Annotated in this window: 11 protein-coding genes; all 11 read right to left on the reverse strand. The window is 63.2% G+C overall.

What is annotated here, in order from left to right:
• Positions 1–25 precede the first annotated feature (25 nt).
• Positions 26–628 carry a histidine phosphatase family protein gene (locus DBAC_RS07790; protein WP_015773737.1) on the reverse strand — a complete coding sequence of 201 codons (603 nt, stop codon included), beginning with the start codon at positions 626–628 and terminating at the stop codon, positions 26–28.
• Complete coding sequence (locus DBAC_RS07795; protein WP_015773738.1) at positions 625–1737, reverse strand: DVU_1551 family NTP transferase; 1113 nt, start codon at positions 1735–1737, stop codon at positions 625–627. Before DBAC_RS07795 ends, DBAC_RS07790 begins: the two co-directional genes overlap by 4 nt.
• Complete coding sequence (locus DBAC_RS07800) at positions 1734–2759, reverse strand: XdhC family aldehyde oxidoreductase maturation factor (RefSeq protein WP_015773739.1); 1026 nt, start codon at positions 2757–2759, stop codon at positions 1734–1736. Before DBAC_RS07800 ends, DBAC_RS07795 begins: the two co-directional genes overlap by 4 nt.
• On the reverse strand, positions 2756–4063 hold the full coding sequence (locus tag DBAC_RS07805; RefSeq protein WP_015773740.1) for a DVU_1553 family AMP-dependent CoA ligase: 1308 nt from the start codon (positions 4061–4063) through the stop codon (positions 2756–2758). The genes DBAC_RS07800 and DBAC_RS07805 overlap by 4 nt, the downstream gene beginning before the upstream one ends.
• Positions 4060–5463 carry a radical SAM (seleno)protein TrsS gene (trsS, locus tag DBAC_RS07810; protein ID WP_015773741.1) on the reverse strand — a complete coding sequence of 468 codons (1404 nt, stop codon included), beginning with the start codon at positions 5461–5463 and terminating at the stop codon, positions 4060–4062. Before trsS ends, DBAC_RS07805 begins: the two co-directional genes overlap by 4 nt.
• Positions 5456–5902 carry a DVU_1555 family C-GCAxxG-C-C protein gene (locus tag DBAC_RS07815; protein WP_015773742.1) on the reverse strand — a complete coding sequence of 149 codons (447 nt, stop codon included), beginning with the start codon at positions 5900–5902 and terminating at the stop codon, positions 5456–5458. Before DBAC_RS07815 ends, trsS begins: the two co-directional genes overlap by 8 nt.
• Positions 5903–6230: 328 nt before the next feature.
• On the reverse strand, positions 6231–6932 hold the full coding sequence (trsM, locus tag DBAC_RS07820) for a DVU_1556 family methyltransferase (RefSeq protein ID WP_015773743.1): 702 nt from the start codon (positions 6930–6932) through the stop codon (positions 6231–6233).
• The gene (locus DBAC_RS07825) at positions 6919–7128 is read right to left on the reverse strand and encodes a DVU_1557 family redox protein (protein ID WP_015773744.1); all 210 of its coding nucleotides are present in this window, start codon (positions 7126–7128) and stop codon (positions 6919–6921) included. Before DBAC_RS07825 ends, trsM begins: the two co-directional genes overlap by 14 nt.
• Complete coding sequence (locus DBAC_RS07830) at positions 7125–9401, reverse strand: pyridine nucleotide-disulfide oxidoreductase/dicluster-binding protein (protein ID WP_015773745.1); 2277 nt, start codon at positions 9399–9401, stop codon at positions 7125–7127. Before DBAC_RS07830 ends, DBAC_RS07825 begins: the two co-directional genes overlap by 4 nt.
• Positions 9402–9466: 65 nt before the next feature.
• Positions 9467–12181 carry a molybdopterin-dependent aldehyde oxidoreductase gene (locus tag DBAC_RS07835; protein ID WP_015773746.1) on the reverse strand — a complete coding sequence of 905 codons (2715 nt, stop codon included), beginning with the start codon at positions 12179–12181 and terminating at the stop codon, positions 9467–9469.
• A 50-nt stretch (positions 12182–12231) separates the two neighbouring features.
• Positions 12232–13254: a molybdopterin-binding protein gene (locus DBAC_RS07840; protein ID WP_015773747.1), complete on the reverse strand. Its 1023-nt coding sequence runs from the start codon at positions 13252–13254 to the stop codon at positions 12232–12234.
• Positions 13255–13579 lie beyond the last annotated feature (325 nt).

Here is a 13579-nt window from a genome sequence, read left to right on the forward strand (position 1 = left end):
AAACGAAAAAATTCAACATCACCGTTTATTGCGCTGACGATTCACGAAAATTCATCACCTCGACACAAAACCCATCCCGTCCAGTCCGCACCACGTTCACGCACCCATAATCCTGCCCCAACCGAAACAGATTCTCCAGCGGCATCCCCAGAATGCGGCACAGCAGCACCCGGTTGACCCCACCGTGGGCGACGATGGCCTGCGGGGATTTGAAATCTGATAGAACCTCGAAGGCGGCCCAGGCTCGGCGTTCGAGATCTGCGAAACTCTCACCGCCCGCAGGCCGGAACCGGGCCAGATCGCGACCCCTGGCTTCGTAATCGCCGGAAAAACGCTCCCGCACCTCCTCCACCGTCAAGCCCTCCCAGACGCCAAGGCCGATCTCGCGCAGATTCGGCACGACTTCCGGCTCAAGCCCAAGCGCCATGCCGACAATGCCCGCGCTCTCCATGCAGCGGGAAAGCGGGCTGCACAGCAGTCGCGCCAACCCCCTGCCGGCAAGATATTCCGCCACCGAGCGCATCTGTTTCCGGCCTCGATCCGTCAGCGGCAAATCGCTTTGGCCGACGAAACGGCGCGGTGAGGACTGCGTGATTTCCCCGTGGCGAATGAGGTAAATCTCGCTCACGGCAGCACCCCGTCCAGAATCTCCTCAATGTCACGGCCACAAAACCGCTCCACCAATCCACGCAAGGCCAGGGCGTTGTTCATGCGTCCGCGAATGGCCAGGCAGGCGTGCGCATCAAGGCTGTAGAGGGCCAGCTTTTCCGCGAAGCGCTCCTGCACGGAAATTCGCTGTGAACCGCGCACCAGCTTGTCCGCCAGGCAGACAACTTCCTTTTCTGTAAGCACGCCGGAGAGCGGCGGAGGCACGTCGCGGTGGCTGGCCACTATCCCGGCCAGACCATGCAAGCCCAATCCGGCCAAAAGCTCGCCACCGCACGCCTCGTGATTGGGCTGCCCCTTGCCGATATCGTGCAGCAGAGCCGCGTTGTGAATCAGATCCAGATCAAGAGCTCCGCCATGACGGTTCACTTCCTCACCCAACCGCACGGCAACCGAGGCTGCGGCCCGCCCATGGGCCACGCCGCGCTCCGGCATGACCATGGCGGCCAGAAGAGCAGCTTCGGCCCTCGTGCCGACGACAAGCCTTGTAGCGCGGCAGACCAGGGCCGCAAAGTCGTCCGGAGTGTCCGCGTCGAGCAGAACTCCTTGGTCCCAAACAGGCACGTCCAGAGACGGATGCCCCTCCAGAAGGCTTTTCATCCCCCCTTTTCCATCGTGGCCCAAAATTGCCTGGATGAGCCGGGTGGGAATGAGCGGCGGATGCCCGCGCTCGCCTCTGAAACAGGGATAGGCGATGCGCCCGTCATACGCCTGAACCAAAGAATCAACGGTCGCGGGGCGCACCAGCGGGATGTCCACTGGCAAAAGAAAAAAGGCGTCCAGACCCGCCAATGAGGCCACTGCAGCCCGTACGGAAGAAAACATGCCCTGCTCGAAAACGGGATTATGAATGGTCGAAACACCAAATCTCTCAACCTCTACTTGAACTTCCGACGCGCGATGACCGATCACGACCACGATTTTGGCGATTCCCGCATCCCGGAACGTTCTTACGCAACGGGCCAGAACCGTTTGCCCCGCCAGATCCATGAGCGGCTTGAAATCCCCCATACGCGAAGACAGCCCGGCGGACAGAATGACCGCCGCAAAGCGAGGCCCGACCAAAGTCATGCAGACAATCCCGCTCGCACACTGATCATCTCGCCCACAATGCTGACCGCGATCTCTTCGGGGGTATCGGCTCCGATGGGCAGACCGATGGGGCAGTGCACCCGGGCAAGATCCTGCTCTGTATAGCCCGATTCCAGCAGGGAGCGGTACACCGCGTCACGCTTGCTGCGACTGCCGATCATGCCGATGTACCCTGCCTGGGTTCTCAGGGCCTGAGCCAGGACGTCGCGATCGTGCAGATGGCCGCGGGTGACGATGACCACGAAATCATCGGTCCCAAGCTCGCTCAGGCAGCCGTCAAAACTCTGCAGCACCCGCACCTCGCGGGCCTCGGGGTAGCGCTCCTCGCTTGCGAACTCGGCCCTGTCGTCCATGACCACCACCTCGAACCCGGCAAAAGCCGCGACCTTGGCCGTGGCCAGAGCCACGTGCCCCGCGCCGACGAGATGCAGGACGCTCGGATTGATCACAGGCTCGGCAAAGACGCGCAGGTCGTCCCCTTCCAGGCTGAAGGACTGGCGGGCTTTGGCCGCCTTGCGGATGAGCTCTTCGGCCAGCGCGTCGGGCAGGTTCATTCCGTCCAGCCCCTCCCGTGCGCTCCAAACATCCAGGATGGGACTCTCTTCCCCGGACATGACGGTGACGAGCACGGGCCGGTCGCCCTGGCTGCGCATTCGATCCAGCCGTTGAAAAAATTGAAGCTGATCCGGCGTGACCCGCTGCAGGAGGACGCGCACCGCCCCGCCGCAAACCATGCCCGCGTCGGCGGCCTTGGTCGCGGTCATGTCGAAGGACAGGTACCGATGCGACTCCTCGCCTTCCAAAATTTTCCCGGCCATGGCCATGCACGCCCCTTCCACTGCCCCGCCGCCCACGGAACCACGTATCGACCCGTCAGGAAGGACCAGCATCCTCGCCCCGGATGTGCGCGGGGCCGACCCGGAGCTCTCGACGATGCCGCAAAAAACGGCATTGCGTCCCTGCTCCAGGGTGACGATCAGGTCCTGCAATATCTCTTTCATGGTCTGCTCCCGCGTTGGTCAAAAAGTGTGCGCTTCACTGTGTGTGAAGGAGAAAAAGCCGAGACCCGCAGCATGGGCCCAAACCTCAAGCCCCCTTGCGCCAGAGCCGAAGCGATGGCCGGGACCTTCGCAAGTGTCAGGGAAAGTTCCCGATCCACATGTTCATGCCCCGGTCTGGCCAGGAATTCAATGCCGAGCAGATCACACCCGTTGGCGTGACCCAATGTGGCGCGGTAGTCCAGCAGCCCGTCGAGAGCAAAAAGAGCGTCATCCAGATCCTGACTGGTCACGCTGAACCCGCCTGCGAGGCGGCACGCGGTTTGCCGCCCCTGGATGGCGCACAGCCGCGCCGTGACGCCGCCGCAGACGCACGGCTGCGTGACCAGACGGGCCAGATCCCCGGTGCGGTAGCGCAAAAGCGGCATGGCCCGGCGACCGAGCGTGGTCACCACCACCTCGCCCGGTTCGCCCTCGGGCATGGGCTGGCCCGTGTGCGGATGCACGACCTCCACCAGCAGGTCGGATTCGCGCAGATGGCAGCCGTCGTGCGCTCCGCATTCCACTCCCCCGCCCAGCCCGGTCTCCGTGGTCCCGTAATGCAGGAAGGTTTCACAGCCACTGGCCTCTTCGATGCGGGTCCGGAGCATGGGCGGAGCATAATCCGAACACAGCAGCATGCTTCGAACCAGACCATGCGGAAGCGCATACGCCAGAGTCAAAAGATGCTGAGGCAGACCGACGAGACACGAATAGCCTTCACTCCGAATTTGTTCGGCCAGATCCTCCCAATCCGTCGGGGGCCAGAACCCGGCGCAGCGCACTCCTCCTTGCCCGAGGGCCTGCAAGAGCAGGGCTCCCGTGCTGTCCGGCTGGGTAAAAGGCAAGAGGGCCAGCACGTTGTCCACAGGAGAGATGAGGCTCAGCATGCCGTGCAGAAAAAAATCCACCGTCACGTCCAGATCGTCATGCGTGAAATGCAGACGCTTGGGCGATCCTGTGCTACCCGAAGTCTGCAGGGTGATGATGCGGGCCACCTCGCTCTGGGATACGCAGACAAGACGCGGGCCATGGGCCGCAAGCTCGTCGCTGCTCAGCAGAGGCAGCCGGGACAGATCCGCAGAGGTGCGCAGGGAGGCGGGATCAAATCCGGCCAGCCGCTCCCGGTACCACGGGCTTTTGGCGCAGGCATGTTCCACGGTCCGGCGCAGGCTCGCCATCTGCGCCGTCTCCAGGCTCGAGCGCTCCAGCGGCAAAGACAAACCCAGCCGCCGGGCGGTCAGGGCATCCACGGACGAACAGTTCACGCCCGCCCCCGGTACAGGGAGCGCCCATCCCTGGCCGTCAGGTTGAAGGCGCAAAAGGGAACGAGCCGCCCGTCGGGCTGGGCCACATGGATGCAACATCCTTGCAGACGCTCCAGATTGAGACTCCAGGCGTCCTGAAAAGCCATGGCTGAAATGGTGAACGTGTGGGTCCTGGCGCGGGCCAGAAAGCGGTCAAGGTCATTATCGGGGGTGGGGGTGGAAGAAATGCGGGGCTCTGCCCCGCACCCCGCAAGGGGCAACACCCCTTGACCCGTGCAGGGGGTATTCGCGGAGGGGTCGACAGGGCCGGAAGGCGCGGACCATTGGCGGGCCGTGACGCCGATGGATTTGAGCGCTCCGGCTTCGGCGGGTTTGGGCGTGCAGTCGCAGGAAGCGCTGCCCAGACGCGCAAAGCTGCCGTCCTCATGGGTCATGAACTTGCCCGAGAAAGAGCACAGGGCGTGCTCGCAGCCCGGAGGCAGGAAATCCGACGCCTTGACCGCGCCGCCGCTCTGAACCTCAAGACCGGTCATGAGCTCGGGCAGCGTGACATGGTCCGGGATGAAATCCTCAGGATAGCGCCCGAAGTAACTCATGGGCTGAAAATGCACCCCGCGCACATGCGGCTGACAGCCCAGACCGAAACGAACGATGTCCCAAAGCTGATCGACGTTCACGCCACGCGCTACGGTCGGCACGAGCACGATACCAAGTCCGGCGGCAGACGCGTGACCGATGGCTTTCTTTTTGACCTCGAACAGATCCCGGCCGCGCATGGCGCGAAAGGCCTCGTCACGCACGCCGTCGAACTGCAGAAAAATGGACGACAGCCCCACCTCGGCCAACCTTCCGGCCAGCTGCGGATCTTCGGCCAGCCTGAGACCATTGGTGTTGAGCTGCACGAAACCGAACCCGGCCCTCCTTGCCAGCCGCACGATATCCGTCAGATCCGCCCGTACCGTGGGTTCGCCGCCGGACAGCTGCAGGTTGCAGCCGCCGGTGCGGGCCATGGTCTGATCGAACATGCGCCCCAGGGTGGCCATATCCGGGTCTGCCCTCACGCCCCCGCTGTCGGCGAAGCAGACCGGGCAGTTCAGGTTGCAGCGCGAGGTGATCTCGACCAGGGCAGTGCAGGTCCGCTGGGCATGGCGGGCGCACAGACCGCAATCATACGGACATCCTCGCCCGCTCTCTTCGCGCATCCCTCCGCCAAAGGGGAGCTTGGGCCGCACCCAGCTCGAAAATGCCGGTTCCCCGCGCCAGACCACGGTCGAAAACTCCCCGTGCTCGGGACACCTTTTCACCATCCGCACAACATCTCCGTCCCGCAGCAGCTCCCCTGCTACCCGGTTCAGGCACTCCGGGCACACGCTCTCAACCGGACCCAATACCTTATTCATGAACGTCGCTCGACGGATCGAACCCGTTTTCCACCAGAATGGTCATGGCCTTGCCGTAGCATTCCGAGACCAGACCGCCGCAGATGGACGCATCCGGCTTGCCGTCGGCCACGATGTTCGCGCAGTTGATCCCGCCGAACCGCCCCGTGGCGTACTCCTCGAACCAATCGGCCAGCTCGGTCAGCATGAGGGGCAAGCGGTCATGGGCTTCCTCGTCGGCCGCGCCCTTGCCCGCATAATAGGCGACAAGGCACGCCGCCCCGGTAAAAGCCCCGCACGCGCCCCCCGTAGACGAAAACCCAACGCACAGGCCGGACATGGCCCGGATGAGACCGGGATTTTCCACGCCCTGCATCTCCAGAGCCAGCTGCAGCACGATCTGGGCGCAACAGAAGCCCTGACTGTGCAGGCGCAGGATGTCGAGATCGTATTCGTTCATTTCGGCCTCGTGATGTTCAAGAGTACACTCTTCCATTCATCGCCCCGGCACTCCAAAGCGCCAAGGCCGGGGCGGGGTGGTCCGTTCATGGCGCGTCGACTGTCTGACTGAGCCAGGCATCGTTTGGTTATCCGTCGCCTTCCGTCCTGAAGGAACCGACCGACCTGCACGCGACGGAGAACCAGTACGAGGCCCGCGAAGGAGTTTCGACGCGTCATGAACGGACCGCCCCGTCCCGGCCGTCTCACGAACAAAATCCCCGCAGCGCAAGCCCCCAGAGCCAAGACCAACCGACACACCGTCTCCCTGGCAACCAACCCGCCTTTCTTCACTTCCCGCCAGCATGCGCCATCATCAAAAACAGCCCCGGCCGCGTCGCCTTGGACGCCTCGCAGGCGGCAACAGCCAAATCCGGTTCGCCGGTCACGGCCTGCCAGAAGCCATGCAACGATCCGTGCCTGAACACGAAATCGGCGGAGGTCTTCTTCAAAAATTCCGTATGGTCCTCCACCACGTCAATCTCGAATCCGGCCCCTGCCACCTGCTCCATCACAGTCTGCAGGTCCGTGGCCTGCGTAAAGCAGCAGCGCACGGGCCACTCCCCGGCCCTGTACCCACGGGCGTATATGTCGGCCAGAGCGAGCACTCCTCCGGGCCTCAAGACCCGGAAAAACTCCGCCAGCGCCCGCTCCTTGTCGGTCAGGTTCCACGCGCACTCGCACAGTACCAGATCCAGGCATCCATCAGACAAAGGCAGTTCCGCCAGATCGGCCCGCGCGACCCGCAGCTGTCTCCCCCTGCATTCTCGCAGAAAACCGACGTTCAAATCCAGCCCCACGGCCCGCGCTCCATGCTCCTCAAGCAGGACCAGACTCGCCCCGCATCCGCACCCGGCGTCGAGGGCCAAAGCGCCCTGCAGCGGCCCGGCCAGCTCCAGCATGCGCCGGGTCAGCTTCTCGCCGCCCGGACGCAGAGCCCGGCCCAGGGTCGCCCTGACCGGCGCGGACGCATAAAGCTCATTTGTCCTCAAGGAGCTGCTCCACTTCGAAGATCCGCCCCAAGGCCAGCTCTTCATAGACGAACGCGGCCCCACATTTCGGGCAGACCGGAAGCTCCACATGAAAAACCTGGCCAAGATACGCGAGTTCGACCTTGCCTGGTTCAAGGGGCACACCGCACGGTTCGCAGCTCCAGTTCATGTCCTCGGGCAAAAATACGAGACTCATATCCGTCCTCCCGCGATGCGCATGCGATGACTCCAGGCTTTCAGCACCGTGAATACGTCCCGCTCCTCCCGGTATTCCACCCAGAACGTGACCTCGCCCAGCTCGGCCGACGCGATCCTGCGGCCGTCGTCACCATGGATAAAGCAGCGCCCGTCCTCCTTGGACCTGAAAATGACCTGACGCAGATCGTCCTCCAGAATACGGCGCTCCTCAAGCACGGCGGCCACGGACGTCGATATGTCAAGACGCACATCCTCCCAGGGCTGCCGAGGCATGCCCTCCTGGCCGTAACGCTCCAGCACCGCCGTCTTGAGCATGCGCCGATTGACCCGACGCAGCGAGATGCCCGCCGGAGGCTCGTCGGCCGGATGCGCCAGCTCCGGGAACAGGAGGTCCAGGATGTGCAGCACGGGCTTGCCGGTCTTGGCCAGCTGATCCCGGCACATAGCGCAGTAGGTCAGAAAATCCGCGTCGGACTGGGCCACGCGGGCCGTCGCCACCTTGCGGGCCAGGGCCGGATTCACGCTGTCCATGAGGCCGCCGAACCCGCAGCATTCGGTCAGCTCGCCGGACATGGGCAGAGCGGCCAGGGGCTGCCCCATGTTTTCGAGCAGCGTGCGCACATCCTTTCTGGTCCCTTCGTCATGCCGCGACGTGCACGGGTCCGAAAGGGCCAGGGCCGGATGCGCGGCGGCCGCAAGCACGGACCGACCGGCCAGCACGGTCCAGACTGAAACCGCATTCAGCTGCGGCAGATGCTCGCGAAACATCTTCAGGCAGGTCGAGCAGGCCGTGACTACCTTGGGGCCACCCATGTTGATCCAGATCGTTTCCAGCTTCTTCGCAAGCTCCGCAAACTGCTCCGCCTGCCCGGACCAATGGGCCGGGGCCGCGCAGCAATCAAGCCAGATCCCGGTTTGCGGTTCCAATTCGAGCAAGCGGTCGTACAGGCGCAGCGTCTGCGCGGGCCGGATTCCGGCAAGCTGGCAACCGGGAAAAAAGAGTGCCGTGCTCGCTTCCGTACGCGGTGCGTGACGGGCCAGGGCGGCCTGCTCGCTTCCTGCGGAGCGCATCTCCTCCAGGGCGAACCAGTGGGCCGAGGGCGGCATGCGCTTTTCCCGCACCATCTGCCGCCGGGCGTCCAGACACATGTCGGCCATGGAGAAATCATTGGGGCACAAGGTCTCGCACTGGCCGCACAGGGCGCAGGAGTTGATGAACCTGTTGGCCTGACGGGCGCCCTGCACGATGGACAAGTTGTTGAATACGCGGCGGGCATAGGATTTGGGATAACCGTTGTTCTCTTTCAGATAGACGCAGTGGCGCACGCATTCCAGGCACTGGCAATCGATGCAGCGGCCCGCTTCCTCCTCGCCCTCCTGCCGGGTGTACCCCTCCGCGCCTGTGGGGATGACCGGTTCCCGGGATGGGATGTCCTTGGTCTGGGTGAAAAGGTCCGTCCGGCCGTGACGCAAAGGCACCCGGCTCGAAGTCAGGGACGCGCCCTGGAGAAAGCGGTCCATGGACACGGCGGCTTCGCGGCCGTGGGACATGGCGGTGATGAACCGATAGGGATGATCCGTCAGACCCATGCCGCCGGTGAACCAGCCGGGCCGGTCCAGGGCAAAGGTCAGGGAGTCGGGAAAGCCGAGGCCGGCCAGCAGGTCCGGAGCGATCGTGTCATCCTGACCCACATACACTGCGTCGGCCGGATAGGCCGTGACCAGGGCTGCATCCAGCGCGGGTACGGCCGTAAAGGACACGTGCAGGGCGGTCAGGCGACGCAATTCCTCGTCCAGGACTTCAACGGGCAGAACGGAGCCGGGTAGCTTCCGCAGCCATGCGCCGGGAGCGGAGTCACGATGGTACACGCTGACCGGATAGCCCTTTTTGGCCAGATCAAAGGCCACGGCGAGGCTGCTCGGACCGGAGCCGAGCACCGCCACTTTCTTGGGCCGCGCCGGGAGGCGCAGGATCTTGCCTTTAGGCTGCGTCTCGCGGATGCAGAGCCGCTCAAGCAGGCCAATATTGATCGCACCGCCCAGATCCTTGCGGATGCAGAACCGCTCGCACGGGGCCTCGCACAGCCGGGCCGTGATCGCCGCCAGGGGCATGCTCTTCTCCAGAATGGTCCGGGCCGCGTCCACCTCGCCTCTGGCCATGGCCAGGGCGAAGGCGCGGGCGTCAACGCTTAGGGGGCACCCTGCACGGCACGCCGGGGGCTCTTCCTGAATGCATTTGGCTTCCCAGTCCCGCAGTTCCTTTTGATCCATGCCGTCTCCTTGAAATAAAAAAGCCCTCCGGACGCAGCAGCGCCCGGAGGGGAATCAATCGGTCATTACTTTTTCATCGCGGCCAGAATCTTCTCCGGCAGCGCGGGCAGCTCGCGCACACGGGCGCCGCAGGCATTGTACACCGCGTTCAGGACCGCGGCATGAGGAGCGGTCAGGGGCATCTCACCCACGCCCGAGGCACCGTGAGGGCCGGCGGGGCGAGGAGTTTCGACATAGATGATCTCCATGTCGTCCGGGATGTCCTTGGCGTAGGGGATGCCCGCGCCACGGATGGTCGCGTGTTTTTTGAGATCCTCGTAGTCCTCGCTCAGGGCCAAACCGATGCCCTGGGCCACGCCGCCGTGGATCTGGCCGTCAACCACCGAGTAGTTGTTGACCTTGCCGATGTCGCCGACGGTGATCATCTTCTCGACCGTGGTCTTGCCGGTGGCTGTTTCCACGGCCACCTCGGACAGGAACAGGCCGTACATGTAACAGCAGAAGGGGCTGCCCTGGCCGTTGGCATCGCAATCCTTGGCGGGTGCGGTCCACTTGCCGTTATAGCGCAGGGGCAATTTTTCGGCGACCATCTCGTCATAGGTGCGGAAACCGTTACCCTTCTTCATGGCCTTGATCAGCTGCTCGCAGGCGTTGACGATGGCCTGACCGCCCACGACCTGCGAACGGCTGCCGCCGGCGGGACCGGTGTTCGGGGCCACGCGGGTGTCGTTCATGACCAGGCGGATCTGGTCGGAGGTGATGCCCAGGGGGCGCAGGGATTCGTGCGCCGTGCCGAGGGTGCCCATGTCGGCGCCCTGGCCGTGATCCTGCCAGCAGGCGTAGATGGTCACGGTGCCGTCGGCCATGAGTTCGGCGTCGGCGGCGCCGCTGTCAGCTCCGTCGAGGCCTGCGCCGTACACGCCCAGCGCAATGCCCACTCCGCGTTTCACGGCAGCGGTGGAATTGGCGGCGGCGCGCTTCTTGGCCTCTTCATACTTGGGCCGCATGATGTCGAAGATCTCGGACAGGCTGTACACTTCCGGATCCTGGCCGGTCGGAGTGGTAGAACCTTTGCGGTAGATGTTCTTGTAACGCAGTTCGAAGGGATCCATGCCCAGCTTTTCGGCCAATTCATCCATGAGGGACTCGGACGGGAACTCGCTCTCGGGTGCGCCGTAGCCACGGAAAGCCGCGCCCCAGGCGTGGTTGGTGCAGACCGTGCGGCCTTCACCACGGATGCTGGCGATGTCGTAGCCGGCACCGATGTACTGGGCGCCGCGCAGGGTCAAAAGGTCACCGAACTCCGAGTACGGGCCGTGGTCGACGGTCCAGTCGGTTTCCATGCCCAGAAGCTTGCCGTCCTTGGTTGCGGCCAGACGCAGCGTGGTGTGGAACGGGGAGCGCTTGCCGGTGTAGGCCTGCTGCTGACGGTAATCGTAACCCAGGAACACCGGACGGCCGGTGGCCAGGGCGGCCGCGCCGACGAGGGCTTCCATGGTCGGGCTGAACTTGTAGCCGAAGGTGCCGCCTGCGGGGTTCTGCACCAGGGCCATGTTCTCGACCTCGATGCCGAGACCGGGCGCGATCATGTACATGTGCAGGTGCAGACCGATGGACTTGGAATGGATGATCAGCTTGCCGTCGTCATCGATGTAGGCGAAGCCGCAGTCCGGTTCGATGGGCAGATGGGGCTGGCGCTGGGTGTAGTAGCTGCCTTCGATGACCACGTCGGCCTTGTCGAAGATGGGCTTTGTTTCGCCGCCCTTGGCGATCTTCTGGATGTAGTAGACGTTGGGCGTGCCAGGATGAATCTCGATGGCGTCTTCAGCCATGGCCGCCGGGGCGCTCATGTACTCGGGCAGCTGCTCCAGCTTGACCACGACCTTCTTGGCCGCGGCCTTGGCGTTGGCTTCGGTGTCGGCGCAGACGATGGCGATGGCGTCGCCGTACTGGAAGACCTTTTCATCGCAGAGGATGGGCCGGTCCCAACCGTCGCCGAGATTGGAGGGGAAGGTGATGAGGCCGGTGATGCGGTTCTTGCCCTTCACATCCTTGTGGGTCACGATCTTGTACACGCCGGGCATTTTCTCGGCCTCGGCCGTGTCGATGCCCAGAATCTTGGCATGGGACACTTCGGCCTGGACCAGGGCGCACATGAGCGCGTTCTCGGGCAGCTTCAGGCCCAGATCGGCGCCAAAATCAAGCGTGCCGGTGACTTTGCCGAGCGCCGAGGGACGAGGCTGTCTCGTGCCCCAGACCTGGCCGTTTGCAGGCTGCTTGTACTCCAGGTCGGCCGCGCTCTTTTCGCCGCGCAGGACCTTGGCCGCATCCATGACCGCGTCCACCAGGGGTTTGTAACCGGTGCAACGGCAGGCGTTGCGGTGCTTCTGAAACCAGTCGCGCACGTCTTCGCGGCTGGGGCTGGGATTGGTGTCCAGCAGGCCCTTGGCCGAAACGATGAAGCCGGGGGAGCAGAAGCCGCACTGAGCCGCGCCGTGGAGCATCCAGGCGAGCTGCAGAGGATGCGGGTTGGCCGGGGTGCCGATGCCTTCGATGGTGGTGATGCAAGCGCCGTCCTCGACGCGCTTCATCTTGGTCGCGCAGGCACGGACAACCTTGCCGTCCATGATCACGCTGCACGCGCCGCACTGGCCTTCGCCGCAGCCGACCTTGGTGCCGGTCAGGCCAACGGTTTTTCTGATCACGTTGACCAGGGTGTCTTCCGCGTCGACCACCAGATTTCTGGCGATGCCATTAACCACAATTTGCTTTTTGATCATTCCGGTTCCTCCAAATAACGTGTTATTTCAAACAGATTTTGCGCAAGGTTCTAGAGTTTGCCGAAGCCGCAGGCCGGGTAGTGGCAACTGGGGCAGCTTTCGCACAGGCCTCCATGGCCGAACGCAACAATATCCTTGCGTTCCAAGCGTTCCCCTGAGAGCAGACGGGGCACGATCAGATCGAAAATGCTGGCTTTGTAGTACATGACGCATCCGGGCAGGCCGACCACGGGCACGTCGCCCAGATAGGCGAGCATGAACATGGCCCCCGGATAGGTGGGCGCTCCGTAAGAGATGACGCGCGCCCCGGTGGCGCGGATGGCGGCCGGGGTCTGGTCATCCGGGTCCACGCTCATGCCGCCGGTGACGGCGATGAAATCCGCGCCGCGATTCTTGAGGCCCAGGATGGCTTTGGCGGTCATCTCCACCTGATCGGAGACAAAGACCTGATCGAGGACGGTGGAACCCAGGGATTCGAATTTTTTCTTAAGGACCGGACCAAAACCGTCCTTGATGCGGCCGGTGTAGACTTCGCTGCCCGTGGTCACCACGCCGACCTTGGCAGGCCGAAGGGGAAGAACCTGGATAAGGGGCGCATGCTCGCGACACACGGCTTCGGCCTCCTGCAGCAGCGCTTCGGGCACGGCCAACGGAATGACCCGCGTGCCGCCCAGCACCCGGCCCTGCTTTACGAACTGGCCGGTGTGGATGGTGCCGAAAGTGACGTCCGTGATGGAATTGAGGCGAAACAGACCGTTCACATCGATGGACAGCACCCCATCGTGGGCGGCGGTCAGCGTGGACTTGCCCTCACTGGGCGAGCTGATGGAGATGCCCTGCCCGGCGGCGGCCCTGGCCAGGCGCAGGGCGCATTCATCTTCATGTACATACCCGTCCCGAGGGTCGAAAACGTAGAGATTGGCCTTGCCGATATTGAGCAGGGTCTGAATGTCGTCCGGGGTGACGATATGCCCGCGCCGGAAGGCAGGCCCTTTGGCCTCCCCCGGAACAATGCGCGTGATGTCATGACAAAGAACGGTGCCTACGGCTTCTTCAACAGGAATGGCTTTCATCATTTGTCCAAAATGTATCATATTTGGCATTATCAAATTAAAACATGTCAATATTGACATATCTTAAGACCCAAGTAACCAGCACTCATGGGCGTCATCCGGCACGCGGAGAAATTCGGCGCAGGTCTTGGGGCCGAACAGGTCGTGCCGGGAAGTTTCACGAGCACCAGAATATGCCCGGAAAGGCATAACAAAGCCATTAAGGCAAAAACAAGGCCAGTTCACTCCAATTCTTAATAATTAATCACAACAACCTGTATTAAATAGAAATAATTATTTCACATACAGTATTCGAGGACAGATTTCGGCTTCAGGGTCCACAACT

Source organism: Desulfomicrobium baculatum DSM 4028, from assembly GCF_000023225.1.
Classification (GTDB): Bacteria; Desulfobacterota; Desulfovibrionia; order Desulfovibrionales; family Desulfomicrobiaceae; genus Desulfomicrobium; species Desulfomicrobium baculatum.

Bases quoted from the DNA above. Each gene is read 5' to 3' on its own strand.
- DBAC_RS07795 (WP_015773738.1), bottom strand. From the start codon at position 1,737: ATGACTTTGGTCGGGCCTCGCTTTGCGGCGGTCATTCTGTCCGCCGGG.
- DBAC_RS07800 (WP_015773739.1), bottom strand. From the start codon at position 2,759: ATGAAAGAGATATTGCAGGACCTGATCGTCACCCTGGAGCAGGGACGC.
- trsS (WP_015773741.1), bottom strand. From the start codon at position 5,463: ATGAATAAGGTATTGGGTCCGGTTGAGAGCGTGTGCCCGGAGTGCCTG.
- DBAC_RS07815 (WP_015773742.1), bottom strand. From the start codon at position 5,902: ATGAACGAATACGATCTCGACATCCTGCGCCTGCACAGTCAGGGCTTC.
- DBAC_RS07825 (WP_015773744.1), bottom strand. From the start codon at position 7,128: ATGAGTCTCGTATTTTTGCCCGAGGACATGAACTGGAGCTGCGAACCG.
- DBAC_RS07830 (WP_015773745.1), bottom strand. From the start codon at position 9,401: ATGGATCAAAAGGAACTGCGGGACTGGGAAGCCAAATGCATTCAGGAA.
- DBAC_RS07835 (WP_015773746.1), bottom strand. From the start codon at position 12,181: ATGATCAAAAAGCAAATTGTGGTTAATGGCATCGCCAGAAATCTGGTG.
- DBAC_RS07840 (WP_015773747.1), bottom strand. From the start codon at position 13,254: ATGAAAGCCATTCCTGTTGAAGAAGCCGTAGGCACCGTTCTTTGTCAT.